Origin of the sequence: Kistimonas asteriae, assembly GCF_018263925.1 — a bacterium.
In the GTDB taxonomy this organism is placed as follows: Bacteria; Pseudomonadota; Gammaproteobacteria; order Pseudomonadales; family Endozoicomonadaceae; genus Kistimonas; species Kistimonas asteriae.
Genome location: NZ_JAEVHF010000011.1, coordinates 73,196 through 96,599 on the forward strand (window position 1 = coordinate 73,196; position 23,404 = coordinate 96,599).

Sequence of the window (23,404 nt, forward strand, 5' to 3'; positions counted from 1 at the left end):
TAGTCTTCTTGCACCAGCTATCTGCGGAGCAGCATAATAGACAAGCACTAGCCTATAACGCATTCATCAGAACAAACAATAACAATGCAAGCTATTGTCAGAATCTCTATCGCCATTGTCTTACTGGCTTCATCTCTGCAGGCAAAGGTCATCGCTGCCGATGCTGCCACGCTGGACGATGCCATCAGCCTGCAGAAAGATACCCAGCAGCGCTCAGCCCATTCTCAGCAGGCGATCAACCGTCTGGATGATGATACCCGGCGCATGCTGGCAGAGTACCAGTCGCTTCAGGACGCCATTGATACCCTCCACCAGGAAAATCGTCACCTGGACAATCAACGTCGAAAAATTGCCCAAAAGCGCGCCTCGCTGGAAGCTGACATCCAAAAAACGACACAGCTGCTGGCTACGCTGCCATCCCTGAACCAACAGATTCATGAAATTTATGGCCATTTTATTGCCCTGGATCTCCCCTATCAGGGCAATCGCCGTGAACAGGAACATCGGTTTCTGGGTGAACTGTTGAACGACGCTGACCAGACACCGGTGGAAAACTATCTCGCACTTGTCCGTCAACTACGGGAAACAGCTGAACAGGGACTCCATATTCAACACTGGACCGGCAAACTGTCCGATAAGCGACAGGTCACCTTCTTCCGACTCGGTCACATTGCCCTGTATTACCTGACGCCTGATGGCGAGGAAGGCGGCATCTGGGATCGAACCACAGAAACCTGGTCCACCCTGCCCATGGAAGACCGGCACAAACTGTCACGCGCTATCCGGGTAGCGGCCAAGCACGAGCCGGAAGGCTGGCTTGTCCTTCCGCTACCGACCCATCGTTCGCTACCGGAGGGTGATGCATGAAATCTCTCCTGATCCTGATGGGTACTGTGCTTGCCTTAACCGCACAGACCAGCGCCGCCGAAACAGCAGCCTCCAGTACGCCGCTGGATGAACTGGTAGCCTCTGTACAGGAAGCACGAAAAAAGGAAATCGCACGAAACAGCGAACGGGAACAAAAGTTCCTGAATGCGCACCAGCAACAAAAAGCGCTGCTTAAAGAAGCTCAAGATACATTTTCCGCACTACAGAAAAAAAACAGCAACCTCAAACAATCACTGGCCGAAGACAAGAAAATACTGGCTAAGCTGGAGCAGGAACAACAGACACTGCTACACGAAAGCCGCCTGTTAACGGAAGCTATCAAAGACGAAGCCGGACGCCTGAGTCGCAGCTTCAACCATTCCGTTCTCCCTGCATTCAACGCTGACCGATCAGCGCGTCTCAACCAGCTGGCACTGAACCGCACCGTCCCGTCCCGTGAGCAGCTTTATCAGTATTGGGAAGACCTCAACACCATCCTGGCGGACAGTAGCCGTATAACCCGGACAACAACCACCATCACACGAAGTACCGGTGACCCCATCACTGCCCCTGTCACCTTTATTGGCCCCTTTACAGCCGTCAGTAATGGTAACTTTCTGCGTTACTACCCTGAAACCGGTCAGCTTGGTATTCCGGTCAAACAACCCCGTTTCAATCTTCGAATCGATGCAGAAGGCTTCGAACGGTCTCATGAACCCATGGCATTAATGGCCATTGATCCAGGCCGCGGGAAACTGCTGGAACAGCTGGAAACCAGCCCGTCCATCATTGAACGAATTGACCAGGGCGGCTTTATTGCCTGGCTGATTATCGCTCTTGGGGCTTTCGGTGTCGGGCTTCTCATCACTCGTCACATGAGCCTGATGCGTGAAAATCGTCGTATACAGCAGCAACAGGTGCATATGGACGACCTGAGCCGCAGCAATGCCCTGGGCAGGGTGCTGATGGCCTGGGAAAAACATCGTCAGCAGGGATCACCAGAGAATCTCGAACTCCGCCTAGACGAAGCCATCATGGCGGAAATACCGCGCCTCGAAAGCTGGCAAAGCGCGATCAAACTGATGGCAGCTATTGCCCCCATGCTGGGTCTGCTGGGCACCATTACCGGCATGATCCGAACTTTTCAGGGTATGTCTGGCAATGCGGGTCAGCACCTGATGGCCGTCGGGATATCCCAGGCACTGATCACAACCGCCATTGGCCTGATGGTCGCCATTCCACTGCTGCTGGGACACGCTTTCCTGACCAATCGCAGCCGGCAACTCGTCCTCCTGCTGGATCGTCAGGCGGCAGGACTGATGGCTGAGCACCTGGAGAAAAAGGCATGCTGATCCCCTTGCCGATTCTCGACTACCTCACCCGTGGCGGCTGGGTACTCTGGATCGTGTTCGGACTGACCAGTGTCATGCTGACGCTGCTATCTGAACGCTTTACGTACCTTGCCTGGCACTGGAAAAAGCGTCATCGCAAAATCATTACGCTCTGGCGAACCAGAACAGATCGTTCATCATGGCGCGCGCGCAAGGTACGTGAAACGCTGCTGGCCCGCGAACAGGCCGTAATGGAAGCCGGGTTCCCTGTCATTAAAGGCTTGATTGCCATCTGCCCTTTGACCGGATTGCTGGGAACAGTCTCCGGCATGATCACACTGTTTGAACGGATGGGTTACCACGGCCTCACCGTTGGCCCGATGCTGCTGGAAAGTCTGTCGCGGATAACCCTCCCCACCCTGGCGGGCATTCTGGTCACCATTGTCGGCGTATATGCCTACACCTGGTGCCTGCGACTGGCTGAACGCCGGCAACACCGATTGGCGGATGCGCTCACACTGTCGGATCCAGCCGCAAGCCTTCGTTCGGCCAACGCAGGATAATCAGAGGGATACCGAATGCGTGCCCGACGCCATATCACAACGGACGCTGAAGACACCGGCATCGATATGACGCCAATGCTGGATGTCGTCTTTATCATGCTGATTTTCTTTATCACCACGGCGACGTTTATTCAGCAGTCAGGCATTACGCTGGAGCGTCAGGAAGCCGTGACCGCACAACCTATTCAGGGTCAGGCGACAACGATCAGCCTGACAGAAGCCGCCAGCATCCATATTGATGGCGATACCATCGAACCGACCAACCTGAAACGCTACCTGATCAAACGCCTCCTGCCCGGCACCGCCATTATCATTGATTCTGATCGCAAGGCGCCTGGCGGCCTGTTAATTCAGGTGATCGATATTGTCCGCCAGGCCGGTTTTGACGACATTACGCTGGCGGCAAAACCAGGGCATGTGCAATGAACCATGTGCTGGCCGGGCTGTCCGTGACCCTGCTGCTGTTTCTCATGATGCAGTGGATGGTTGAACCGGACAAATCGGCTGACAGCGGCACTCAAACCGTTTCAGTCAATGCCCCAAGGGTCAATCAGGCGTTGGCAGGAACAACATCGGACAATCACAGGTCTGAGAATCAGGTAAAAAAAGCACCCGATAGCCTGCCACGGCCTGGCTTCACGCCGTCGCTCAGTACGGTCAGCAGCTTGCACTCAGGCGTCAGTGGTAGCCTTTTTGCGCCACCGGACGCCGAATCCCTGCTGAGTACTCTCGAAGCGCCGGGGTTAGCCGGAAAATCCGGAAGCAATATCCCTACCATCAACCCCGACGCCCTGCCACTGGCCAGCCTGGATCCAGACTATCCGCGTCAAGCCGTCAATCAAGATCAAAGCGGCTGGGTGAAAGTCCGTTTTACCGTGACCGAACAGGGAACTGTGGATGACATCCGGATCATTGAAGCCAACCCGAAAGGTGTGTTTGAGCAGGCCGCCCTCAAAGCCGTTCGCGAATACCGTTTCAGGCCCCGTATGGTCAACGGAAAAGCGGTTCCTCAACGGGCAGAGCGAACCATCAGGTTTCAACTGCAATGACTATTTTGGGGATCATTCGAACACTGGTCGTGAATAAGCGCATATCCCTTGTTCGGGCATTCCAGCTCTACATTCTGCTGATACCAGCACTCTCGCTGATCACACCCGAAGCCCATGCTGGTAAGGCGCTACAACAACTGCTGGCTGACATACAGCTTTTCATCACAGCCGGGCGTTACGAGAAGGCACAGATGGATGCGGAAGTCTTGCTGGAACAAACCAAACCCGGCTCACAAAAACGGGCGATGGTACTGCGTACCCTAACCCAGATTGCCATGCTGCAGGGCGACTATACGACAACCAGCAATCATATCCTCGAATTGCTGGATAATTACACGTTGCCCAATGACCTGCGCATTACCCTGGAAACGTCCCTTGCCCAGGCCTGGCTGCAACAGGGCAAGGTGGATAACGTCATTGACCGTTTAACGCCTTTGCTGAATAACGAACAATTGTCTGTTAACAATCCCCTGCCCTGGATGATTCTGGCGTCAGCCCTGGTATCCAAGGAACGTTATGCCGAGGCCCTGCCAACCATGACAAAAGCCATCGCCCTCCATCGTCAACCGCCTATCGCCTGGCATGAATTATTACTCAGTATTCAGTTTCAGCTTGAAGCCTATGAGGACAGTATTGTCACCGTTAAAACCCTACTGGATTACCGCCCGAATCGGGCACGCTACTGGCGTCAACTGGCCAGCCTCTACCTGATGCTTGATCAAACGGATGAAGCCCTGGCCATCATGGAAACAGCAGCATCACATGATCTTCTGAATCGACTGTCTGATATTGGCCAGATGACCTGGCTGCGACAAAGCAATGGCCAACCCTCTGAAGCTGCCAGACACCTTGCCCGCGCCCTTGAAAACGGCACCCTTGCCAACCATGCTCAACACTGGGAGCAACTCGGGGAACTCTGGCTCAGTGCCCGAGAAACTGAGCGGGCTATCAGCGCCTTTGCCAAAGCGGGAGAACACGCCGACAACGGTCAGCCGTGGCAGCGTCAGGCCGAATTACAAATACATATCCAAGACTGGCAGGGTGCTTCTGCCAGCCTTTCCAGGGCCATTGAGAAAGGCGAACTGCAAGATTCTGGCAAAGCGTGGCTACTGCTGGGCTATCTGTATCTCAAGAGTGATAATATTGATCAAGCGACCAAAGCCTTCCAGAACGCCACTGACTGGGAGACCGTGCAGGATGATGCCCGACAATGGCTGACCTGGCTCGCCCAATCCAACGGCCAACCGAACGACTGATAACGATTCCCTGATGAGCAACACCTTGTCCTCCACCTTGCCCTCACTGCCTGTGACCGAGGTACTGCCCGATATTGCCCATGCACTCTCACAGCATGACCGCCTGTTATTAAAAGCGCCTACCGGGGCCGGAAAAACGACACTGGTACCACTTTACCTGCTCGACGCGGCCTGGCGTGGTGACGGCAAGATCCTGATGCTGGAACCCCGCCGACTGGCCACCCGGGCGGCCGCATCCCGCATGGCGCAGCTTCTGAACGAACCGATCGGCAAAACCGTTGGCTACCGCATGCAGCTGGACAGCAAAACCAGTGGCGAAACCCGTATCGAAGTCATCACCGAAGGGATACTGACCCGCATGCTGCAGCATGACCCGGCACTCAGCGGTGTCAGCCTGGTGATCTTTGACGAATTCCATGAACGATCCCTGCAGGCGGATCTCGGACTGGCACTGGCGTTGCAATCCCAGCAAGGCTACCGCGAACCCGACGATCCATTAAAACTGCTGGTCATGTCCGCTACACTGGATACCCCCGGGCTGGCTGAATTGCTGGATTGTCCGGTCATTCACAGTGAGGGCCGGAGCTATCCGGTAACCGTCCACTACAGTGAGCGTCCACTCCCTCCCGGCGATATTCGTGCTGCCTGTGATTGCATGGTGGATACCATTCGCCAGGTAATACATGAAGAAGAAGGTCATCTGCTGGCTTTTTTACCGGGTACTGCAGAAATCCGGAGAGTCGCTGACAGACTTCAGGACTATGGATTACCTGCACATGTCGATGTTTACCCATTACATGGCAGCCTTTCCCAGTCCGAACAGGATCAAGCCATACAACCGTCACCTGCCGGTCGCCGAAAAATCGTGCTGACCAGCGCCATCGCAGAAACCAGCCTGACCATTGAAGGCATCCGCCTGGTGGTGGATGCCGGATTGATGCGCATCCCCCGCTTTGATCCACGTACCGGAATGACCCAGCTGGATACCATCCGGGTATCAAAAGCGAGTGCCGACCAACGCAAGGGCCGTGCCGGACGACTAACATCCGGCAAATGCTACCGTCTGTGGACAGAACAGGAGCACCAGCAGCTCTTACCCTTCTCTCCGCCTGAAATTACCGATGCGGATCTGGCTCCGGTTGTCCTGGAACTACTGAACTGGGGCATGTCGGACTGTGATGAACCGAATTGGGTCACAGCACCACCGAAAGCAGCGGTTGAACAGGGGTATCAATTGCTCGAAACACTCGGTGCGATTGAGCACAAACATCATCGCTTGAGTATCACACCCCATGGACGAGCTATGGTGGAAACAGGACTTCATCCTCGCCTGGCCCATATGGTGTTAATCGCACGCCAACAGGGACAGGATTATCTGGCGGCGCAATTATGTGTACTGCTGACGGAAAAAGATCCTGTCCGAGGTTATGCGTCAGAACGTCCGCTGGACATCCGGTTACGACTGGCACTACTGGATGGTGAGCCCGTTTCCGGCCTCAGTGTTGATCAGCCAGCCGTTAAACAGATGCGACGACTGACTGCCCGCTGGGCACGACGTCTGCAAGCCAAAAGGCCAGCAGCCTACAGAACAGAGACCATTGCGACATTACTGGCATGTGCTTACCCGGATCGCATTGCACGTCGCAGAGCACAATCCGGACAGTTCCTCCTGAGTGCAGGACAAGGCGCTGCTGTGCCCGATCACGATCCACTGTCAGCGTCTGATTACCTCGTCATCCCCGCATTAGGCGGCCAACGGAAACAGAGTAACGCCACAGCCTTTCTTGCCTGTGCACTGCAACCGGAACAGATCTCTGCCCTCTACCCTGATCGTCTTGAAACGCACGATAACATTGGTTGGGATAAATCCACCAAAAGCGTTATCGCGAACAGGGAGATTCGTTTTGGCGCTCTGGTTCTGGAGCGTCAGCCCCTAGCCTCCCCCCCTGCCGAAGCAATGAGTACCGCGCTTATTGAGGGGATACGCCAAACAGGACTTCAGGCCTTACCCTGGACACGCGAAAGCGAACAAATACGGCAGAGAATCTGCTGTGTGGCGCAATTTGAACCTAGCTGGCCTGATGTCACAGAGGCTGCATTGCTGCAGTCGTTGGAAGATTGGCTTGCTCCCTTCCTGACAGGTATGACCAAGCTTGACCATCTGAAAAAAATCGACCTTATCGCCTGCCTGAAAGCGCTGCTGGACTGGTCTTCCCAACAACACCTTGAACAGGAAGCACCTGATCGATTCAAAGTCCCCAGCGGCTCGCAAATCCGTATTGACTACAGCAATCCCGCTGACCCCAGATTATCCGTCAAACTTCAGGAGCTGTTTGGCTTACTGGAAACCCCTGTGATCTGTTCAGGAAAGCTGCCGGTAACCATTGAGTTGCTGTCACCGGCCATGCGTCCGGTACAGACTACGCGGGATTTAAAGAATTTCTGGCACACCACCTACCACGAGGTCAAAAAAGACCTGAAAGGACGCTACCCCAAACATTACTGGCCTGATGACCCATTCACGGCGGTGGCAACACACCGGGTTCATCCTGACAAACAACGGTGAATAGCCATCATGGTGCACCGTTGACACAAACGGAGAGCGCTTCATGCGCTCTTTGGTTTGCCGCCCTTGACCTTATCATGGCAGTTATTATTTACTCTTCGACTCATGCTCAACGATTGGCTGCCACGAATGAACAAACAACGCTGCGAATGGTGCACGTCGGATCCACTGTATCAACACTACCATGATCATGAATGGGGACGCCCTGTGCATGATGATCGCACGCTGTTTGAATTACTGATCCTTGAAGGGGCACAGGCAGGTCTCAACTGGCTGACGGTTCTGAAAAAACGGGAAGGCTATCGGGCAGCATTTGATAATTTTGATGCTGAAAAGATCGCCCGTTATGATCAGGAAAAAATTGAAACACTGATGGCTGATAGCAACATTATTCGTAACCGGCTGAAAATATTGTCAGCGATCAAAAATGCTCGCGCCTTTTTAACCATAGTTGATGAATTTGGCTCATTTAACGACTTCATGTGGCAATTTGTTAATTACGAACCTCGCCTGAACCATTGGAGTACTCAGGCGGAAGTCCCAGTCGTTTCACAAGAGTCAGAAACAATGAGTAAAAAATTGAAGAAGCAGGGATTCAGTTTTATTGGTCCAACAATCTGTTACGCCTATATGCAGTCCAGCGGTATGATAAACGACCATACTCAATACTGTTTTTTATACCATGGCAATTGAAAAGAGGGCGTCACTGGTTATCCAGATAGCATTCTAGACATCAGAACTCTATATATCCCTAAAGATTAGACACAATAAAATAATTGCATTGAAAACTTGATTTGCATGCTAGCCATGCAATATAAATCATGTAAGTAGCATCAATATAATCCTCGTTTTCACGCAGCCAAACCCCAAAATAAATCCCTAAAAATTCATCCTGCAATCTGGCAATATCAACAGCATCACCTACACTCCAGCATCAAGTCGATATTGCGTGAAGTCTAGCCATATCGACTACACCAGCAGACTGCTTACTATATACAAACCTCTCTTTTGGCATGGGTTGAATATAGAAAGCAAGCGGCTTGGGCACGTGCAATGGATTTTGTGTTAATACTGATATTGGGTGAGATGTACCATGAAGATAGTCCGACTATATCCCTTATTTTTTTTCTCGCTGCTTTTGGCCTTATTTTCAAATGCCCACGATGAGCCGATTGAAAAAAGTGCCAATCACAATGACCGAACGCTAGTTCGCCGGGCAGATTTAGCAGAAATTTCAGTAAAATTTTTACCAGGCACTGCTTATTTGGCTTACATCTACGCACGCAACAGTGAAACTGGCGTTCTCCATAATTATGGAACTTATTATGTTAACTCGCACTGGCATACCTTTTTGCCCGTTGGCTCAAGGTTCAAGATCACTGTGCTCGGTGCAGGAAAGCACTGTCGCTTTTTCACTGTAGTCAATCCTACACACTCACAACTTGAGTTTTGGGGATCGTCAGACCATTCAAAATATGAACATGTTTCTGGTGATGCTGTAGTGCTTGATGATTTTTACACAACACACGCTGTTTATGGATGCCCTGATCCGTAAATGGTTATACCAATCACGTGGATACTCTACAATAGCACTCGAACAAACCTCACCTATGTGAGGTTTGTTCATAGCAAGAAAAAGTTATATCCTGCATTTTTTATAATCACATTTCATTCATGAAAAATCAAAAAATAACAGACAGCTGTCATAAATTATGAAATAGATTTATGCAGGCAAAATTGAAGCTATCCCAGAAGATTCCTACCCGCACCACTCTCTTTAATTTTGCAAAAACCCTTTAAACAAAAAAATTCATTTTTGGCAAACCACAATAAAACTCAAGATGCTTTTCCAGCATACAGCATAGTCACGAGCCTGTTTTTTGATATAGACGCAGAAATTGCCTCCTCTCTTCTGGCAATATTAAAGCCATCACCTACACTCCTGCATCAAGCCAATGATATGAACATGGGACACATTGGCTATAGCAGCATTGTGAATTGCACCATTCCAACCCTGTGATTTTCATCCGCATGGCGCGAATGATGCAAACAATAGACTGAACACATGCCGCGGGTTTTTAATCCCAAAATTTGAGTGAGATGTACGATGAAAACAAACCGATTATTTCTATTCTTTTTTTTCTCACTAAACATCGTTTTTTTTGCACACGCTAGCGAGGAAGATATTAATGATGGTAATCACCACGCTTACAAGGTGTCCGGAAACCTCGATGACCGAGCAGAGGTTTCTGTCAAGTTTCTACCCGGTACGGGTTTTGTATCATGGATTCTTACTCGAAACAGTGAAACGGGTGTTTTAGATGACTATGGACGATTTTATGTTGATGACCATTGGACCGGGTATTTGCCAGAAGACTCACGCATTCTCATCGCAATGCGGGGTAATGGCGTAAACTGTTATTATTTCAGAGTCGTCAAACCCACATTTGGCCATGTTGAGCTGGTAGGTGCATCTGGAAGTCCCAGTATTGAAGTTGCCGCAGGTGACGCGCTTGTTATAGAAAGGCTGTATAACACACACAGTGCGGCATGGTGCCCTGATCCGTAAACGCATTGTCCTAAGGTTCACTTTTGGACGAACCGTAGGATTTTCCTTTCATACGGTTCGTCATTAATATGCATAAATGGACTCAATTATGATTTATCAATCGACATTCTCAACGATACCATCAAGACAGCAATGCAACGCTAGATATTGTCGTGATAGTTTGTGGTTAGGCGCTAAAAATACGAGGGGAGTACAAGCATAGTGTGACTCTCTCATTTTGACTGACTGATTGAGATAGGTGGGTAAGACAGGGTACCCTTCCTCAATGAGTTCCTCTATCAGCTGAAGAGGCAGCTTAGCCTGTGGCTGAAACTGATTAACAATAATCCCTTCAATCATCAATTTCTGGTTATGGTCTTCTTTTAGCTCCTGGATTTCCCCCAGAATACCGAACAAAGCCTGACGTGAAAACGCATCACAATCAAAAGGAATCAAACAGCGTTCGGTAGCAATCAAGGCTGAGCGGGTATAGAAGTTCAACGCAGGTGCCGTATCAATGTAAATGCGGTCATACTTAGCCGAGAGACTCTTAAGAGCATCACGCAATTTGTATATTTTATGCTTACTTTCTAACTTATGCTGGAGTTCTTCCAGCTTCTGGCTGGCGGGCATAATATCCAGACTTTCAAACGGTGTTCGATGGACAAAGTCTGTCGGCTCCTTGGCAAAGAGATTAAACGAAAGCGTCTGCTCAAAGAGGTCAGCGACCGTATTTTTTAATACCTCCGCGCCTTTCCCCAACAGATAATGCGTTGCATTTCCCTGAGGATCTAAATCAACGACCAGGGTCTTCAAGCCTTCACTGGCACTAATTGCGGCCAGATTACAAACAATGCTGGACTTTCCAACACCACCCTTTTGATTAAATATCACCCGCCGCATGTTATTCCCCCTGGTTACCTGGCTAAGCCATCGCATGACGTTAACTGCCATGCAGCGGCAATTCAATAGTTTACGACTCCGGACACACTAAAAGCTTCAAGGATTCAGCCGGTAGCTCTACGTATTGTCACGCACAACAAATGGACTAGGATACGTTAGCGAGCCCAACAACAATCAACAGATGTCGTGTTCCAGCCATGCTGCCAACCAATGAGACGGAACCGTTTGCACCGCCACGCGAAACTGCCAACCTGTTACTGGATATTGCCATATTGCAGCTGCGGTGTGGTGCCCATACCGAACGGGTCAATCGTAACGTCAAACGGTTTGCACGTGCCCTGGGGTATGAACCAGAACTGTTCTTTTCCTTTTCCGGCGTCACACTGACCCTGCAAAATCAACAGCACACGATCACCCTGTTTCGTCGCGTCGAAACCCACGGTATCAAATTAAGTGTTCTAGTCGGCATCAGCCGCCTTAGCTGGCGGGCACAGGAAGAAAAGCTGTCCATTGATGAAATCAGGGAAGAAGTCTATCGACTCAAAGAAAGCCCTGCCTATCCATTTCCCCTGATTGTCGCACTGGTCTCCCTGGCCTGTGCCAGTCTGGCGCGTCTTTTCGGTGCGGATGCGTTAGTCATGCTGACAACGGCCGTCGCCACCATGGCCGCGCTGGTTACACGTCATACCCTTCAGCAATGGGGATTCAATATTTTTCTTGTCATTGCCTGTTCCGCCTTTATCGCTGTCACTGTCAGCGGCATGGGGGTTCATCTGGCAATAGGAAGCGTCCCTCATTTGGCCATAGCGACCTCGGTGCTTTTTCTTGTGCCCGGTGCACCACTGATCAATGCTGTTATCGACCAGATCAATGGCCATATTCTGGTGGGTGTTGCCCGGGGCATCATGGGCACGGTGATCGCTTTCGCCATAGCGCTCGGCATGCTGGTAGCGCTTAACCTGCAGGGACTCGGACAACCATGATGCCTGGTTTTGAAGCATTCCTCGAAGCCGCCTTCTGGTCAGCCGCTACGGCCACCGGATTTGCCGTACTGTTTCATGTACCGCATCGTTCACTCCCGCTGGTTGCTCTATTGGGCGCCCTTGGCTATTGCCTGCGAGTGGCGTGGCTGGCGCATGGTGGCAGCATCGTGCCGGGAACACTATTGGCCTCATGCAGCATCGGTGTTGGCAGTATGGTGCTTTCCTATTTCATTCATTCTCCCGCCGTCGTTTACTCCATGCCCGCCGTCATCCCGATGGTGCCTGGCACTTACGCCTATAAAACCATGATTGGTCTGATGCAGATCGCTGATAATGGCGCCACGCTCGACGTGCTGATTAAAACTGTCAACAATGGACTGATTACCGGATTTATCCTGGTTGTGCTGGCGATTGGCGTCTCGATTCCCAACCTGTTACTGAGAGGCAGGAGTATTCGGGAGATTCGCTGGCTGTCAGCCAAAAAATCTGACAGCCCTCCGGTATAACACTATGAGTCCGCGGACAACGCACGCTCTCGCTGATACGCCTCATAATCAGGCACAAGCCGCTCAAATGGCTGGTTAAACAGCGGTGATGAAACGATAAAGTCCGCAGAGGAGGCGTTGCAGGCAACGGGAATATTCCAGACAGCGGCCAGACGCAACAATGCTTTGACATCCGGGTCATGCGGTTGTGAGGACAGCGGATCCCAGAAGAATATCAAGGTATCCAGACGTGATTCGGCAATCATTGCGCCAATCTGCTGGTCGCCGCCCAGCGGGCCGCTCATGAGGGGATGAACCGGCAAATCAAGCTGCTGATTCAATAGCTCTCCCGTTGTACCGGTCGCATAAAGATGATGCGATGCCAGTTGGGCCTTATGGCGCTGGCTCCACGCCAACAGGTCCGGTTTCTTGTTGTCATGGGCAACCAGCGCGATATGCCGACTCTCAGGCATGGTCACAGTTTTATAGCGCATAGCATCGGCTCACATAAACAGGTCGATATAAAAAAGGCTGCCAGATGGCAGCCTTATATTTGCTCAAACATCAAAGGCAGGTAATTTCTTTTCCACACAGGCCCGGTTCAAACGGGTATGCACCGGCACGCCATTTTTGAAGGGAGGATAGTCTTCTCCCATGATCAGAGGCGCGAGGTAACGCCGGCACTCTTCAGTGATATGCAACCCATCCCCACGGATAAAGTGACGGGGCATTTTCATTTCCACGTTGGCGACCATTTCCAGTGGTACTTCACCGATTGACCAGTTGTATTCAGGGCCTTCACCACGAACAATGGTAGGCATAATGCCATTTTTGCCCTGTACGGCATATTCAACCGCCGCCGCGCCAACCGCATAGGCTTGCTCCACATCCACGGCTGAAGCCATGTGACGGGCAGCACGCTGCAGATAATCCACAACCGCCCAGTGATACTTGTAGCCTAGGGAATCCTTGATCATTCGAGCCAGGATCGGTGCTGTCCCCCCCAGCTGAACGTGGCCGAACGCATCGGTGGAACGTGAGGCTGACAGGAAGGTACCGTCACCATAGTGCGTACCTTCTGAGGCGACAACCACACAATATCCATGGTCTTCGACGGTCTGTTCGACCTGAGCAAGGAACGTTTCCCGGCAGAAATCGATCTCCGGGAACAACAGCATATGGGGCGGGTCATTTTCCTTATCCATGGCCAGTGCCGCGGCGGCAGTGATCCAGCCGGCATGGCGCCCCATGACTTCCATGATGAATACCTTGGTCGAGGTTTCATGCATGGATTCAATATCCAGCGAGGCTTCCTTGACCGATGTCGCGATGTATTTCGCGACAGAGCCGAAACCGGGGCAGTTATCCGTTGCCGGGAGATCGTTATCAACGGTTTTGGGAACACCGATACAGGTGATGGGGTACCCCATTTCCTTGCTGTACAGGGAGACCTTATGGGCGGTATCCATGGAATCCCCACCGCCGTTATAAAAGAAATAACCAATATTATGGGCCTTGAAGACTTCAATCAGGCGCTGATATTCGACCGGTTTGTCTTCAGGGGTTGAGAGCTTGTAACGGCAGGATCCAAAAGCACCGCCCGGGGTGTGGCGCAGTCCCGCAATCGCATCAATAGACTCGAGACTGGTATCAATCAACTCTTCCTTCAGGGCACCGAGAATGCCGTTATGGCCGGCGTACACCTTGCCGATCTGATCCGGATACTGGCGAGCGGTTTCAAGGACGCCACAGGCGCTGGCGTTTATGACAGCGGTGACACCTCCGGATTGGGCATAAAAGGCATTTCTGACGGGCATCCAAGACGCTCCTGTTACTTGTGTCTATCCTGTTGGGCAGCACACCATGCTGCAAGGGCTCAATGATGGCGTGGCAATCATACTGGAAAACAGCGGTCTGAGCCAAAGTGATAGCCATGTGGCCGGTCGTTTTTCCTAGTCTGCGATATTTGACAACGGCCTGAACAGAAATATCCTTCTCGCCCGCAGAAATAGCTGAAAACCTTCATGTCCGGAATACACCGAATGATATAACCGGATTCTCACTCAGATGCATTGATCGTTGATTTGACAGACAGGGAGCAAGCTTCTATTTCTTTCTCTGTCCTTTCAGCGGAGGGCTGAAATAAAGTCGTTTCTTTTTCAAAAAGGCCTTCACTGGATTCCCTGTATCCACTGGTGGATGTTGTCATGATTAAATGCGCTGCACGTTTTCTGGTTCTTTGCTGTCTTGTTTCGGCCTCCTACAGTACGGCCTCAACATCCTCTTTTAACTGCGATTCATTTCTCAGCCAGCCTATCGAAAAACAGCGAGCGGAATTCACAAAAGCCAGGGACTTATTCATCCGGAATTTCAGCCAGATAAAAGACGTCGATAATTCTGCCTGGGAGCTTACCAGGCTCCTTCAACAAAAGCGTTTTGACCCGGATATTGAAAAAGGCATCTATCTGGCCCACCTTCCTGGCCACCTGCTGAATTACAACGAAAATATAGACACCATTTTTTTAAAAAACCTGCAACAAGCCATCAACAATCTTGAAGACATCGGTAAATGTTTCCATTACCGAAAAAATAATACTAAAAAGAAAAACCCATTAATGGCGCTAAAACTCTATGAGAATGACAGTGCCCAATCCCAGGATGATGTTTCTCATATTTTCTTTGGCTATACCACCTCTGCAATGCAACAGGGAAATGCTATAAAAGTTGCCCGGGGTGCCGACACCAGAGAATGCTCATTAGCAAATTGTGTTTTCAAAAACATTCCTATTGAAAAGGCCCGTGAGTTTGTAAAATCCCATACGGTCATCCGCCTTGTTCATAGCCCGGTCGAGCTTCAACGCATACAGGCTAATGCCCAGGCACAACCCCATGAAAAACAATTACCGGCCAAAAGCTGGCTGACCGGCGTCAAGCTTTATAAAACCGGGGAGATATTTACCAGTCCTGAAATTTACGTCAACATTGGTTACTATGCAGGAGAACAGCTGATTGGCAAAAATGTCCTGCAATTACCCTGGGTTACCAAGAAAGGCATGAACCGTGGCAACACCTTGCTACTCGACTGGCCCATCGGCAGTGACAAAGCCAAGGTCGTCGTCATGGAAAGTGACGTCGATATTCCCTATGACGTGATGCTGGATGCAGCCTTTGGTATTGGAAAATATTTTACTGACGAAACCTCAACAACCGGTTCTTTGCTGAGCAGTCTACACAGCGCTATTTCCGGCTGGTTCAGTGGTACGGGCTGGGGGGAAGATGACTACATCGGAACCGTTGTGATTGACCGGAATGCGCAGATGCCTGAAATCGCTACGGATGAAGGTTCTGCCATATTGCAACTCCGCCATGAAGTCACCGCGAAACGTTATCCTGTCTATGGTCAATAGATCGCTTCAGAAAGATTAGGTGACATAATTAAAAAAGCAGTACCTCGATGGGTACTGCTTTTTTAGTGTGCAAAATCACTACAAAATGCTTTTAAGCAGCAGATGCAGCTTCAAAGAACGCTTTCATCCTTTCAACATGTCCTTTAAAACTCTCATTGCCCTTGGTCTTAGATACTGTCAGATGCTTGCTGACAGCTTCTTTGACTGGAACTTCAGAAACCGTACGCTCTGACGCAGTTTCATTTTCCATCTGCTCCAAGAAATCGACATCTTCGACACTATCAATAAAAAGGTCAAAATCTTTAATAGCATTTTGTGCACGCGCTCTTGCATCAAATACTGCGACTTCATCTTCCATAGTGAATTCATCATCAGTAATAGCATCTTCAGCATCGTCGAGATCAAGATCAAAAGCCAGTGCGTAATACCCATGTGTCAATGGCATTTTCATGGCATCAACTGTTGCTGTTACTGATAAATCTTCTTTATAGTCACTACATTGTGACGAGCCGGCTTCTTTTGAATAATGCTTCAGATCAATCTCCGCCTTCTCAGCATCTTCTTTTAACTCACGCTCAAGCTTATCGACTTCTTCTGTGATAGTATCCCACGTAACCCAACTTGATTTACTTCCCCCGGGATGAGAAAAGTCATTATTTTCGACAGCTACAGAGCGACTTGTGAGATTTAGATCCATATCACACTCATCACCAGCAGAGACAGTACGCTTTTCAAGTGACGGTGCAACTTTATCAAATTTCAACGCCATTGCTAAAACAGAACCCACACTTACTGGAGTTAAGTATCTACCATTTAGTTCACCCTTAACTTCAGGCTTCGCACTAACAGCACTATCATAAGCCTTAAAGATAGAAAGCTTTTCTTTAAAATTAAGATTTTCTATACTCATCGGAATTCCTCCTTCATTATTGTGAGTTAAAGATACCCTAGCTATTGAAACAGAGAAATTAGACCAACGCTCAATAGTGCAAACAGCTATAATAATTAACTGATTAATTTCCCTATTAAATATTGCTACAACACCAAAATTGATTGAATACCGGTTAGACGCAAACGTTATCAACTAGATCTTCTATATAATGCAAAATAATATTACGGTTCTTGGCGCTGGCATGATAGGCACCTGCTGTGCAATACAGCTGGCAGAACGGGGTTATTCCGTCACGCTGATTGACAGGCAGCGACCCGGGCACGGCACCTCCTATGGCAATGCCGGCCTGATCAACCGGGGCTCTGTGTTTCCGCTGGGTATGAACGAATTGGTACACCACCTGTTTCCAGCCCTGCTTAAGCAGACACCCCATGTTCATGTCCACCTACGCCACCTGCCCACGTATTGGCGCTGGCTCGTCACTTTGATCAAAAACAGCCGTACCCGTTTAGCCTATCAAAACACGGTGATTTCGCTTGATGCACTGTTTCAACATTCTCTGGACGAACATAAGCGATTACTGCTTAAAGCCAACGCCTGGGACATGCTGCTCGAGGGCGGCTGGCTGAAACTCTACCAACATGAAGACGCCTTTCAGGACAGCCATCGCGAAAGAACCTTTTATGATCAGCTGGCCATACAGTACGACATCCTTTCCCCCTCGCAGATTAGCGAGCTAGAGCCCGCCATCCTCCCAAGTTACGCCAAAGGGATACTGATTAAGGACACCGCCTCTTTGTCAGACCCCTGTGCCGTCGTTAACCGTTATGTTGACCTGTTGCTGTCACTGGGGGGCAAATACCTTCAGAGAGACATCCAACGACTGATTCCACACCATCAAGCCTACACAGTGGAAACGACACAGGAAACATTCGAAACCGACCAGGTCATTCTGGCTATGGGCCCATGGAGTGACAACCTGCTTCAGCCACTGGGTTACCACTATCCCATGGCCTGGGAACGAGGTTACCACCAGCACTATCAACCAGAAGATGGTTGTCGTTTGAATCGTCCCATCTACGATGTCGAAGGGGGTTTTGTTATCGCTCCCATGGTACAGGGACTTCGCTTAACCACCGGGATAGAGCTCACCCACCGTGATGCACCCGCCTCTCCCCGCCAACTACAGCAGGCAGCATTGGCAGCACTACGCTGCCTTCCCCTTGGAAACCCGATAGGTGACACATGGCACGGCAGTCGTCCCTCCATGCCTGATAGCTTGCCGGTGATCGGTGCAGCCCCCAAGCATCCCGGCCTGTGGTTTGCGTTTGGCCATGGTCATGTCGGGATTGGCACCGGCGCTCTTACTGGGCGGTTACTGGCAGAACAGATCAGCAACGAAAAACCACTCATCGATATGACACCGTTTTCCCCCTTGCGGTTTCTGTAACCCGCACACCCACTGCTCATTATTTGTGCACCATCGTTCAATTTATATACACTGTGTTAACGATTGGTGCATCGTTCGCCCTGCCGAACACCACAACCGTGCACATCACCCATGATGATTAACCAATCGACGCCGTAGCGATCCGTAATAAAGGAGTAGTCACCCAGCAGTCATTACGAATGAAGTACCCACGATAACAATGAGAGAGGGTATGACATGCAATTCCGCACAAGAGCACTGAGTACAACCATCCTTACACTGCTTATGCTGTTTGGCAGTCTTCCAGCCCATGCCGAAGAGGGCGATTATTCCTGGTGGCGCAGTTTTCTGAATCTGTTTAATCCACCGGGTGCTGACAATCCCGTAAACGACAGTGATACCCAGGGAATGTATCCTTTGGCAAAACCGGAATCCGGTTTCAACGACGGCTATGATCCCAAGCGCTATTATGCGTGGCAAAAAATTGAGGTACCGGTCAGCACCGGAGCAGTCTGTGGGAATGGCTCGCCCTACAAGTTCTTTGTCAGTACGGTGCCCAATACCAAAAACACCCTGATCTACATGGAAGGCGGTGGCGCCTGCTGGGACTACGAGAGCTGCTCCGGACAATCCGGCATACGTGGCGCACGGAATCCCAACGGAATTCCGGATAACTATATGGAAGTGCTGGATCCAACCACCATCATCAATACCGGTTCCATCGCGCAGGTGGCTGTGACACCGTTTATTTTCCGAGCGCATCCCTGGGATCGAGTGAAAACCCAGAACTGGAATCTGGTTTATATCCCTTACTGTACCGGTGATATCTACGTCGGTGACAAGGCGGCGGTTTACCAGGATCCCAAGGGGGAAAAACCCGATCTGGTCTGGCTGCACAATGGAATCAAAAATACCCGCTCAGTGATCACCTGGTTAAAAAATAATTTACCCAGACCAACGCAAATGATGACGGCAGGATGTAGCGCAGGCAGTGTCGGTGCCCTGCTGAACTATATGCACCTGCGTGAGGACATGGCGCCCACCAGAAGCTATCTGTTTGACGACTCCGGCCCTGTATTCCAAGCGCCATACAGCAGCAGCGACTCGGCAACCTATCCACAACTGCCACTCCAGAAAACAATCATTGACGCCTGGACCACATGGACACCAAACGGCGGCCCGATGGATGAAAATCCACTCAATGCGCTTCTGGAGCGTTATTCGGCATTTGATACCAATGACTGGTCGTCCATCTACAGCAGCCTTGCCAATCGCTTCCCATCGGACCGTCTGGGCATGACGCATTTCCTGGATGACGCTAACTATTCCTCTTACTCCTATGAGCGTTTTTATGAGGATATCTACAATGATCCGGATGCCACCTCACGGCTGGAAAAAATCAAGACACTCTGGCAACAGGATACGTTTGACAACCTGATCCCCCTGCTGGATCAGACCCATAACTGGGGATACTACTTCCCGAGATACCGGAACGTGAACGAATCCCACTGCACTTCCATCATTGAATTCGGCAATGCCGATATTCAGGAACAGAATCTGGTTCTGAAGGATTTTGTGAATAACATCATGGACGGTAACGGTCCCCTGATGCGTGCCCATGAAACCGATGAAGTCAGTGATTACCAGAAGCCTTTCAACCTGCTGTACTGGCTGGTAGGTCAACTGCTCTAACGATTGGCTGCCGGACGATAACGTCCGGCACTGCCTGTGCCCTTACCCTCTTATGCCGAACTACTGCGCATACACGTTTTCACGCAACGCCTGCAGTTTCTTCGCCAGATAGCGTGAACGACTTTGCTCATCAGGAAACTGCTCCATGGTCATCACTTCTTTGACCAGTTCTGCTTCCAGTGTCTTATATTCCTGAAACTGTGGATTATCCGTTGGATCCTGTTGTTGCAGTGCTCCGGCCTGAACGGAAGCTTCAATAAGACGGGCGGCTTTTTCCTTGAGAACATCGGTATCAGTTTCTGTCTGGTTCAACCATGCCAGCTTCAGGAACAAGGATTCACCGGCTGAGATTTCAGCGCGCTCTGCCATAGTAGTAATATCGGTCATAACCTGTTCAGCATCGGTCTTTTCACCATTAAAAAAACCGATGACATTGTCATACTGCTGCTGACGCGACATGAGTTGCTGATAAGCCCTTTCCGCTTCTTCCGGGCTGACACCGGCTTCCTGGGCAACCGTTGTCCAGTTAAATGCGACATCGGGGGATTCATCGGCCTCTTCAGATGTCTGACCCCTTTCAACAGTCAGATTGGAAGCATCAAGCGCAGGTTCAGGCAGTAACAACTGCCAGCCCGCTACCATCATCACCAGTAATACCAGAAATCCTGTTATTCTTGTCTTCATTGTCATCTGCCTGCAGGTATCAGATTATTGTTGTTAAGGTAACGAACAGCAATGACAGCATTTATCCACACTACAAAGATCACTGGACAGATGGCAAGTAAGAAATACAAAAGCGGCTATCTTCAGCCGCTTTTCAGGGAAACCGCACAACTCGTTAACGATGCATATTCATACCAGCAGGTCCATAAACAGACGGATCACAACGCTGTTAACAATATCAATAAAGAACGCTCCCGCCAGTGGCACGACGATAAAGGCTTTGGGTGACGCACCGTAGTGTTGTGTCACTGCAGTCATATTCGCCATGGCATTCGGTGTTGCGCCCAGACCGATACCGACCATACCGGAACTCATCACGGCGGCATCGAAATTCCGGCCCAGCAATCGATAAACGACAAACCATGTAAATGTCAGCATCAGGCATGTCTGGACCATTAGCAGGATAAACAATGGCCCAGCCATGCTGGCGAGAGTCCAGAGCTGCATGCTCATTAGCGACATCGCCAGAAACAATCCCAGGCAAACATCACTGATCACCGCCAAGGAAGGCACGGTTGACGACCACTGTTGTTTACGGAAAACCTTGGGAATCAAATTAGTGACCAATATGCCGGCAAACAGACACCCGACAAACTCCGGGATCTGAATTCCCTGACTCACCAGAAAGCGGGCACTTGTCGCACCAGCCACCATGGCCAATACCAACGTAAACAAGGCTAACAGGGTATTTTCCGCATCAATCGGTTCATGTTCCTCGTTATAGCGGCTACCGATCGTGATATGTTCTTTGCTGCTCGACTTAAGGCGATTGATGCGAATCAACCGTTCGGCCAACGGGCCGCCGGTAAATCCACCCAGTACCAGACCAAACGTGGCACAAACGGTGCCCAGCTCCATGGCATTGGTAATCCCGTATTTCTCAAACACCGGCGCCCAGGCGATCGCCGTACCATGCCCGCCACTCAGAGAGACCGAGCCGCTGATCAGCCCAATCAATGGATCAAGCCCCAGCAGGCTGGCAATCGTGACACCGACGGTATTCTGGAACAGCAACGCCAATATCAGCAACCCCAGGAAAATCACCAGTGTTCTGCCACCCTGTACCAGGGTATCCACCTTGGCAGATAGCCCAAGGCTGGTGAAAAACGCCAGCAACAGGGAATCGCGCAAGGTGGTGTCAAACAGAACATCCACCCCTTCAACGGCATGAAACAGACCCAGGATCATGGAGGCAAACAACCCGCCCGTCACCGGCTCGGGAATATCATAATTACGGAAAAAAGGGACGCGTCGGTTAATGAACTTGCCGATAAACAGCACCAGAATTGCAATCAGCAGTGTCCTGTGGGTAGACAGCTCAACTACCAAACCAGACTCCTTTATCAGATGGAAAAGGCTGGTCGTCTGCCAGCACTCCCTCCCGACAGTGTTCAGTCGCCTGCGCAGTCTGGGCGGGCATCACTCATGGGAACACCGAAAGATTGTGCAGATAAACAACGCTCACTGTGCACAAACCATGATCAGGCTCGGGGAATTTACGGGAATGGAAACAAAGTACCAGGAAAAAAGGCTGGCAACGCTAACACACAGTAGGACACGTGTCATTGCTTTCCATGGTAACGACTATAGACCCGTTATCATGGTTTAGCTGGCTTGGACCGCTAAAAAAGCCGGATAAATCCGGCTTTCTCATTGTTTGAATCCGTCAGGATCAGCCTTCGATACCAACAATCAACCAGGGTGCATTGGGCTGATTGATATCCCGCTCCAGGTGCCAGATATCGTGAATATCATCTTCCGTCCCTTCGGCAGTATCCCGATAACGGCCACTGAAACGGATACTGACCTGCGCCTTGCCGGACAGGGTGTCGGCACGCACCAGATCAGCATCCACATACATCACTTCGGTGTACTGGTCACCCGCAAGCGATTGTCTCTCCTGTACCAACTGCTCAAAGAGCTCTGGCGCCAGGTATTCCCGCAGGACGCTCTGGTCATTGCGGTTCCAGGCTTCCTGCAGGGTACGGTAATGCTCACGGGCGCCTTTCAGGAAAGCAGTCAGATCGAAACCCGGCGGCAGGCTCATGGGGACATCACTGTCTGAAAATCCCTGCCCTATTTCGGAAACAGGTGTATTGCTGCCACCCGCCAGTCGCTCGGTATCAAAACTGGCATCCTGAGCGGTATAACGGTTATCCATTGGAGCACCCATCGTGCTGCCAAACGGGCTGGACGGTGTATGTCCGGCGAAAGCCGCACGGCGTTTCATATTCCGGAACAGGACAAAAAGGCCAAATGCCAGCAAACCGATGATCAGGAAATCCATGATCTGCAGTCCGTTAAACGCCCCACCGCCGAATAGCGAGGCCAGCAAACCACCTGCCAGCATACCGCCCAGCAATCCGCCCCACAGGCCGCGATTAGAGGACTTCTGCGTGCCCTGCGCCGACTGCTGCGAAGATTTCTGTGCATTCTGGGTGGTTGTCGATTTCTGGCTATTCTGGGAATTGCCAAACAACCCACTGCCCGGCTGGCTCTTGCTGGGCGCCGGCGCCGTCTTGAACGACTTGCCGAAGCTCTTGCTGCCACCGAATTTCTTGGCTTCCACCATAGGAGCGGAAATCATCAAGGTGGCGGCCAGGAAAACGGTGAACAATGTTGTTATACGCTTCATGGTGCTCTGTTACTCACTGAACCAGAGTCGCCATGCTATGAGGTTTGCATATTTTTTCAACGTTTTTTACAGATA

At 50.7% G+C, this 23,404-nt stretch carries 22 protein-coding genes; 15 read left to right on the plus strand and 7 right to left on the minus strand.

Annotated elements, in window-relative coordinates; genetic code table 11:
- The first annotated feature begins 84 nt into the window (after positions 1 to 84).
- The 10 genes from KHS78_RS13300 to KHS78_RS13345 all read left to right on the plus strand — a co-directional run bounded on the left by KHS78_RS13300 (position 85) and on the right by KHS78_RS13345 (position 10,201).
- The gene (locus KHS78_RS13300; protein WP_211828961.1) at positions 85 to 867 is read left to right on the plus strand and encodes a DUF3450 family protein; all 783 of its coding nucleotides are present in this window, start codon (positions 85 to 87) and stop codon (positions 865 to 867) included.
- Positions 864 to 2,219 (plus strand): MotA/TolQ/ExbB proton channel family protein, encoded by a 1,356-nt coding sequence (locus KHS78_RS13305; RefSeq protein ID WP_211828962.1) that lies wholly within the window; start codon positions 864 to 866, stop codon positions 2,217 to 2,219. Before KHS78_RS13300 ends, KHS78_RS13305 begins: the two co-directional genes overlap by 4 nt.
- The gene (locus KHS78_RS13310) at positions 2,213 to 2,761 is read left to right on the plus strand and encodes a MotA/TolQ/ExbB proton channel family protein (protein WP_211828963.1); all 549 of its coding nucleotides are present in this window, start codon (positions 2,213 to 2,215) and stop codon (positions 2,759 to 2,761) included. The genes KHS78_RS13305 and KHS78_RS13310 overlap by 7 nt, the downstream gene beginning before the upstream one ends.
- A gap of 15 nt (positions 2,762 to 2,776) precedes the next feature.
- The gene (locus tag KHS78_RS13315) at positions 2,777 to 3,187 is read left to right on the plus strand and encodes an ExbD/TolR family protein (protein ID WP_211828964.1); all 411 of its coding nucleotides are present in this window, start codon (positions 2,777 to 2,779) and stop codon (positions 3,185 to 3,187) included.
- A complete protein-coding gene (locus KHS78_RS13320) occupies positions 3,184 to 3,810 on the plus strand; it encodes an energy transducer TonB (RefSeq protein ID WP_211828965.1) in 627 nt (208 codons plus the stop codon). Before KHS78_RS13315 ends, KHS78_RS13320 begins: the two co-directional genes overlap by 4 nt.
- Positions 3,807 to 5,066 (plus strand): tetratricopeptide repeat protein, encoded by a 1,260-nt coding sequence (locus KHS78_RS13325; RefSeq protein ID WP_211828966.1) that lies wholly within the window; start codon positions 3,807 to 3,809, stop codon positions 5,064 to 5,066. Before KHS78_RS13320 ends, KHS78_RS13325 begins: the two co-directional genes overlap by 4 nt.
- A gap of 13 nt (positions 5,067 to 5,079) precedes the next feature.
- Positions 5,080 to 7,632, plus strand: coding sequence for an ATP-dependent helicase HrpB (gene hrpB, locus KHS78_RS13330; protein ID WP_211828967.1), 2,553 nt, complete (start codon positions 5,080 to 5,082; stop codon positions 7,630 to 7,632).
- A gap of 129 nt (positions 7,633 to 7,761) precedes the next feature.
- Positions 7,762 to 8,325, plus strand: coding sequence for a DNA-3-methyladenine glycosylase I (locus tag KHS78_RS13335; protein WP_211828968.1), 564 nt, complete (start codon positions 7,762 to 7,764; stop codon positions 8,323 to 8,325).
- Between the two features lie 400 nt (positions 8,326 to 8,725).
- Entirely contained in the window at positions 8,726 to 9,187 is a 462-nt protein-coding gene (locus KHS78_RS13340; RefSeq protein WP_211828969.1) for a hypothetical protein, read from the plus strand.
- Positions 9,188 to 9,739: 552 nt separating this feature from the next.
- On the plus strand, positions 9,740 to 10,201 hold the full coding sequence (locus KHS78_RS13345; RefSeq protein WP_211828970.1) for a hypothetical protein: 462 nt from the start codon (positions 9,740 to 9,742) through the stop codon (positions 10,199 to 10,201).
- Positions 10,202 to 10,297: 96 nt separating this feature from the next.
- Here KHS78_RS13345 and KHS78_RS13350 read toward each other — a convergent pair whose 3' ends face one another.
- Entirely contained in the window at positions 10,298 to 11,083 is a 786-nt protein-coding gene (locus KHS78_RS13350) for a ParA family protein (protein ID WP_211828971.1), read from the minus strand.
- A 197-nt stretch (positions 11,084 to 11,280) separates the two neighbouring features.
- On the opposite strand from KHS78_RS13350, the gene KHS78_RS13355 reads away from it, so the two are divergent.
- Together KHS78_RS13355 and KHS78_RS13360 are read left to right on the plus strand one after the other, a co-directional pair.
- The gene (locus KHS78_RS13355; protein ID WP_211828972.1) at positions 11,281 to 12,066 is read left to right on the plus strand and encodes a threonine/serine exporter family protein; all 786 of its coding nucleotides are present in this window, start codon (positions 11,281 to 11,283) and stop codon (positions 12,064 to 12,066) included.
- A complete protein-coding gene (locus KHS78_RS13360; protein WP_211828973.1) occupies positions 12,063 to 12,572 on the plus strand; it encodes a threonine/serine exporter family protein in 510 nt (169 codons plus the stop codon). Before KHS78_RS13355 ends, KHS78_RS13360 begins: the two co-directional genes overlap by 4 nt.
- Positions 12,573 to 12,574: 2 nt before the next feature.
- Here KHS78_RS13360 and KHS78_RS13365 read toward each other — a convergent pair whose 3' ends face one another.
- Together KHS78_RS13365 and KHS78_RS13370 are read right to left on the minus strand one after the other, a co-directional pair.
- Positions 12,575 to 13,045, minus strand: a complete 471-nt coding sequence (locus tag KHS78_RS13365) for a methylglyoxal synthase (RefSeq protein WP_211828974.1) — start codon at positions 13,043 to 13,045, stop codon at positions 12,575 to 12,577.
- Positions 13,046 to 13,108: 63 nt separating this feature from the next.
- Positions 13,109 to 14,368 (minus strand): 6-phosphofructokinase, encoded by a 1,260-nt coding sequence (locus KHS78_RS13370; RefSeq protein WP_211828975.1) that lies wholly within the window; start codon positions 14,366 to 14,368, stop codon positions 13,109 to 13,111.
- Between the two features lie 390 nt (positions 14,369 to 14,758).
- Between KHS78_RS13370 and KHS78_RS13375 the strand changes: the two genes are divergently transcribed.
- The gene (locus KHS78_RS13375) at positions 14,759 to 15,958 is read left to right on the plus strand and encodes a hypothetical protein (protein WP_211828976.1); all 1,200 of its coding nucleotides are present in this window, start codon (positions 14,759 to 14,761) and stop codon (positions 15,956 to 15,958) included.
- 91 nt (positions 15,959 to 16,049) lie between these two features.
- On the opposite strand, the gene KHS78_RS13380 is transcribed toward KHS78_RS13375, so the two are convergent.
- The gene (locus KHS78_RS13380; protein WP_211828977.1) at positions 16,050 to 16,868 is read right to left on the minus strand and encodes a hypothetical protein; all 819 of its coding nucleotides are present in this window, start codon (positions 16,866 to 16,868) and stop codon (positions 16,050 to 16,052) included.
- A gap of 190 nt (positions 16,869 to 17,058) precedes the next feature.
- On the opposite strand from KHS78_RS13380, the gene KHS78_RS13385 reads away from it, so the two are divergent.
- Together KHS78_RS13385 and KHS78_RS13390 are read left to right on the plus strand one after the other, a co-directional pair.
- A complete protein-coding gene (locus KHS78_RS13385; RefSeq protein WP_211828978.1) occupies positions 17,059 to 18,300 on the plus strand; it encodes an NAD(P)/FAD-dependent oxidoreductase in 1,242 nt (413 codons plus the stop codon).
- Positions 18,301 to 18,516: 216 nt separating this feature from the next.
- Positions 18,517 to 19,971, plus strand: coding sequence for a pectin acetylesterase-family hydrolase (locus KHS78_RS13390; RefSeq protein ID WP_211828979.1), 1,455 nt, complete (start codon positions 18,517 to 18,519; stop codon positions 19,969 to 19,971).
- Between the two features lie 60 nt (positions 19,972 to 20,031).
- Here KHS78_RS13390 and KHS78_RS13395 read toward each other — a convergent pair whose 3' ends face one another.
- The 3 genes from KHS78_RS13395 to KHS78_RS13405 all read right to left on the minus strand — a co-directional run bounded on the left by KHS78_RS13395 (position 20,032) and on the right by KHS78_RS13405 (position 23,329).
- Positions 20,032 to 20,655, minus strand: a complete 624-nt coding sequence (locus KHS78_RS13395) for a hypothetical protein (protein ID WP_211828980.1) — start codon at positions 20,653 to 20,655, stop codon at positions 20,032 to 20,034.
- 168 nt (positions 20,656 to 20,823) lie between these two features.
- Positions 20,824 to 22,023, minus strand: a complete 1,200-nt coding sequence (gene gltS, locus KHS78_RS13400) for a sodium/glutamate symporter (protein ID WP_211828981.1) — start codon at positions 22,021 to 22,023, stop codon at positions 20,824 to 20,826.
- 343 nt (positions 22,024 to 22,366) lie between these two features.
- Positions 22,367 to 23,329, minus strand: coding sequence for a Tim44 domain-containing protein (locus KHS78_RS13405; protein ID WP_211828982.1), 963 nt, complete (start codon positions 23,327 to 23,329; stop codon positions 22,367 to 22,369).
- Positions 23,330 to 23,404 lie beyond the last annotated feature (75 nt).

Coding starts and splice junctions, on each gene's coding strand:
- KHS78_RS13300 (WP_211828961.1), top strand. CDS start 85: ATGCAAGCTATTGTCAGAATCTCTATCGCCATTGTCTTACTGGCTTCA.
- KHS78_RS13305 (WP_211828962.1), top strand. CDS start 864: ATGAAATCTCTCCTGATCCTGATGGGTACTGTGCTTGCCTTAACCGCA.
- KHS78_RS13310 (WP_211828963.1), top strand. CDS start 2,213: ATGCTGATCCCCTTGCCGATTCTCGACTACCTCACCCGTGGCGGCTGG.
- KHS78_RS13315 (WP_211828964.1), top strand. CDS start 2,777: ATGCGTGCCCGACGCCATATCACAACGGACGCTGAAGACACCGGCATC.
- KHS78_RS13320 (WP_211828965.1), top strand. CDS start 3,184: ATGAACCATGTGCTGGCCGGGCTGTCCGTGACCCTGCTGCTGTTTCTC.
- KHS78_RS13325 (WP_211828966.1), top strand. CDS start 3,807: ATGACTATTTTGGGGATCATTCGAACACTGGTCGTGAATAAGCGCATA.
- hrpB (WP_211828967.1), top strand. CDS start 5,080: ATGAGCAACACCTTGTCCTCCACCTTGCCCTCACTGCCTGTGACCGAG.
- KHS78_RS13335 (WP_211828968.1), top strand. CDS start 7,762: ATGAACAAACAACGCTGCGAATGGTGCACGTCGGATCCACTGTATCAA.
- KHS78_RS13340 (WP_211828969.1), top strand. CDS start 8,726: ATGAAGATAGTCCGACTATATCCCTTATTTTTTTTCTCGCTGCTTTTG.
- KHS78_RS13345 (WP_211828970.1), top strand. CDS start 9,740: ATGAAAACAAACCGATTATTTCTATTCTTTTTTTTCTCACTAAACATC.
- KHS78_RS13350 (WP_211828971.1), bottom strand. CDS start 11,083: ATGCGGCGGGTGATATTTAATCAAAAGGGTGGTGTTGGAAAGTCCAGC.
- KHS78_RS13355 (WP_211828972.1), top strand. CDS start 11,281: ATGCTGCCAACCAATGAGACGGAACCGTTTGCACCGCCACGCGAAACT.
- KHS78_RS13360 (WP_211828973.1), top strand. CDS start 12,063: ATGATGCCTGGTTTTGAAGCATTCCTCGAAGCCGCCTTCTGGTCAGCC.
- KHS78_RS13365 (WP_211828974.1), bottom strand. CDS start 13,045: ATGCGCTATAAAACTGTGACCATGCCTGAGAGTCGGCATATCGCGCTG.
- KHS78_RS13370 (WP_211828975.1), bottom strand. CDS start 14,368: ATGCCCGTCAGAAATGCCTTTTATGCCCAATCCGGAGGTGTCACCGCT.
- KHS78_RS13375 (WP_211828976.1), top strand. CDS start 14,759: ATGATTAAATGCGCTGCACGTTTTCTGGTTCTTTGCTGTCTTGTTTCG.
- KHS78_RS13380 (WP_211828977.1), bottom strand. CDS start 16,868: ATGAGTATAGAAAATCTTAATTTTAAAGAAAAGCTTTCTATCTTTAAG.
- KHS78_RS13385 (WP_211828978.1), top strand. CDS start 17,059: ATGCAAAATAATATTACGGTTCTTGGCGCTGGCATGATAGGCACCTGC.
- KHS78_RS13390 (WP_211828979.1), top strand. CDS start 18,517: ATGCAATTCCGCACAAGAGCACTGAGTACAACCATCCTTACACTGCTT.
- KHS78_RS13395 (WP_211828980.1), bottom strand. CDS start 20,655: ATGAAGACAAGAATAACAGGATTTCTGGTATTACTGGTGATGATGGTA.
- KHS78_RS13405 (WP_211828982.1), bottom strand. CDS start 23,329: ATGAAGCGTATAACAACATTGTTCACCGTTTTCCTGGCCGCCACCTTG.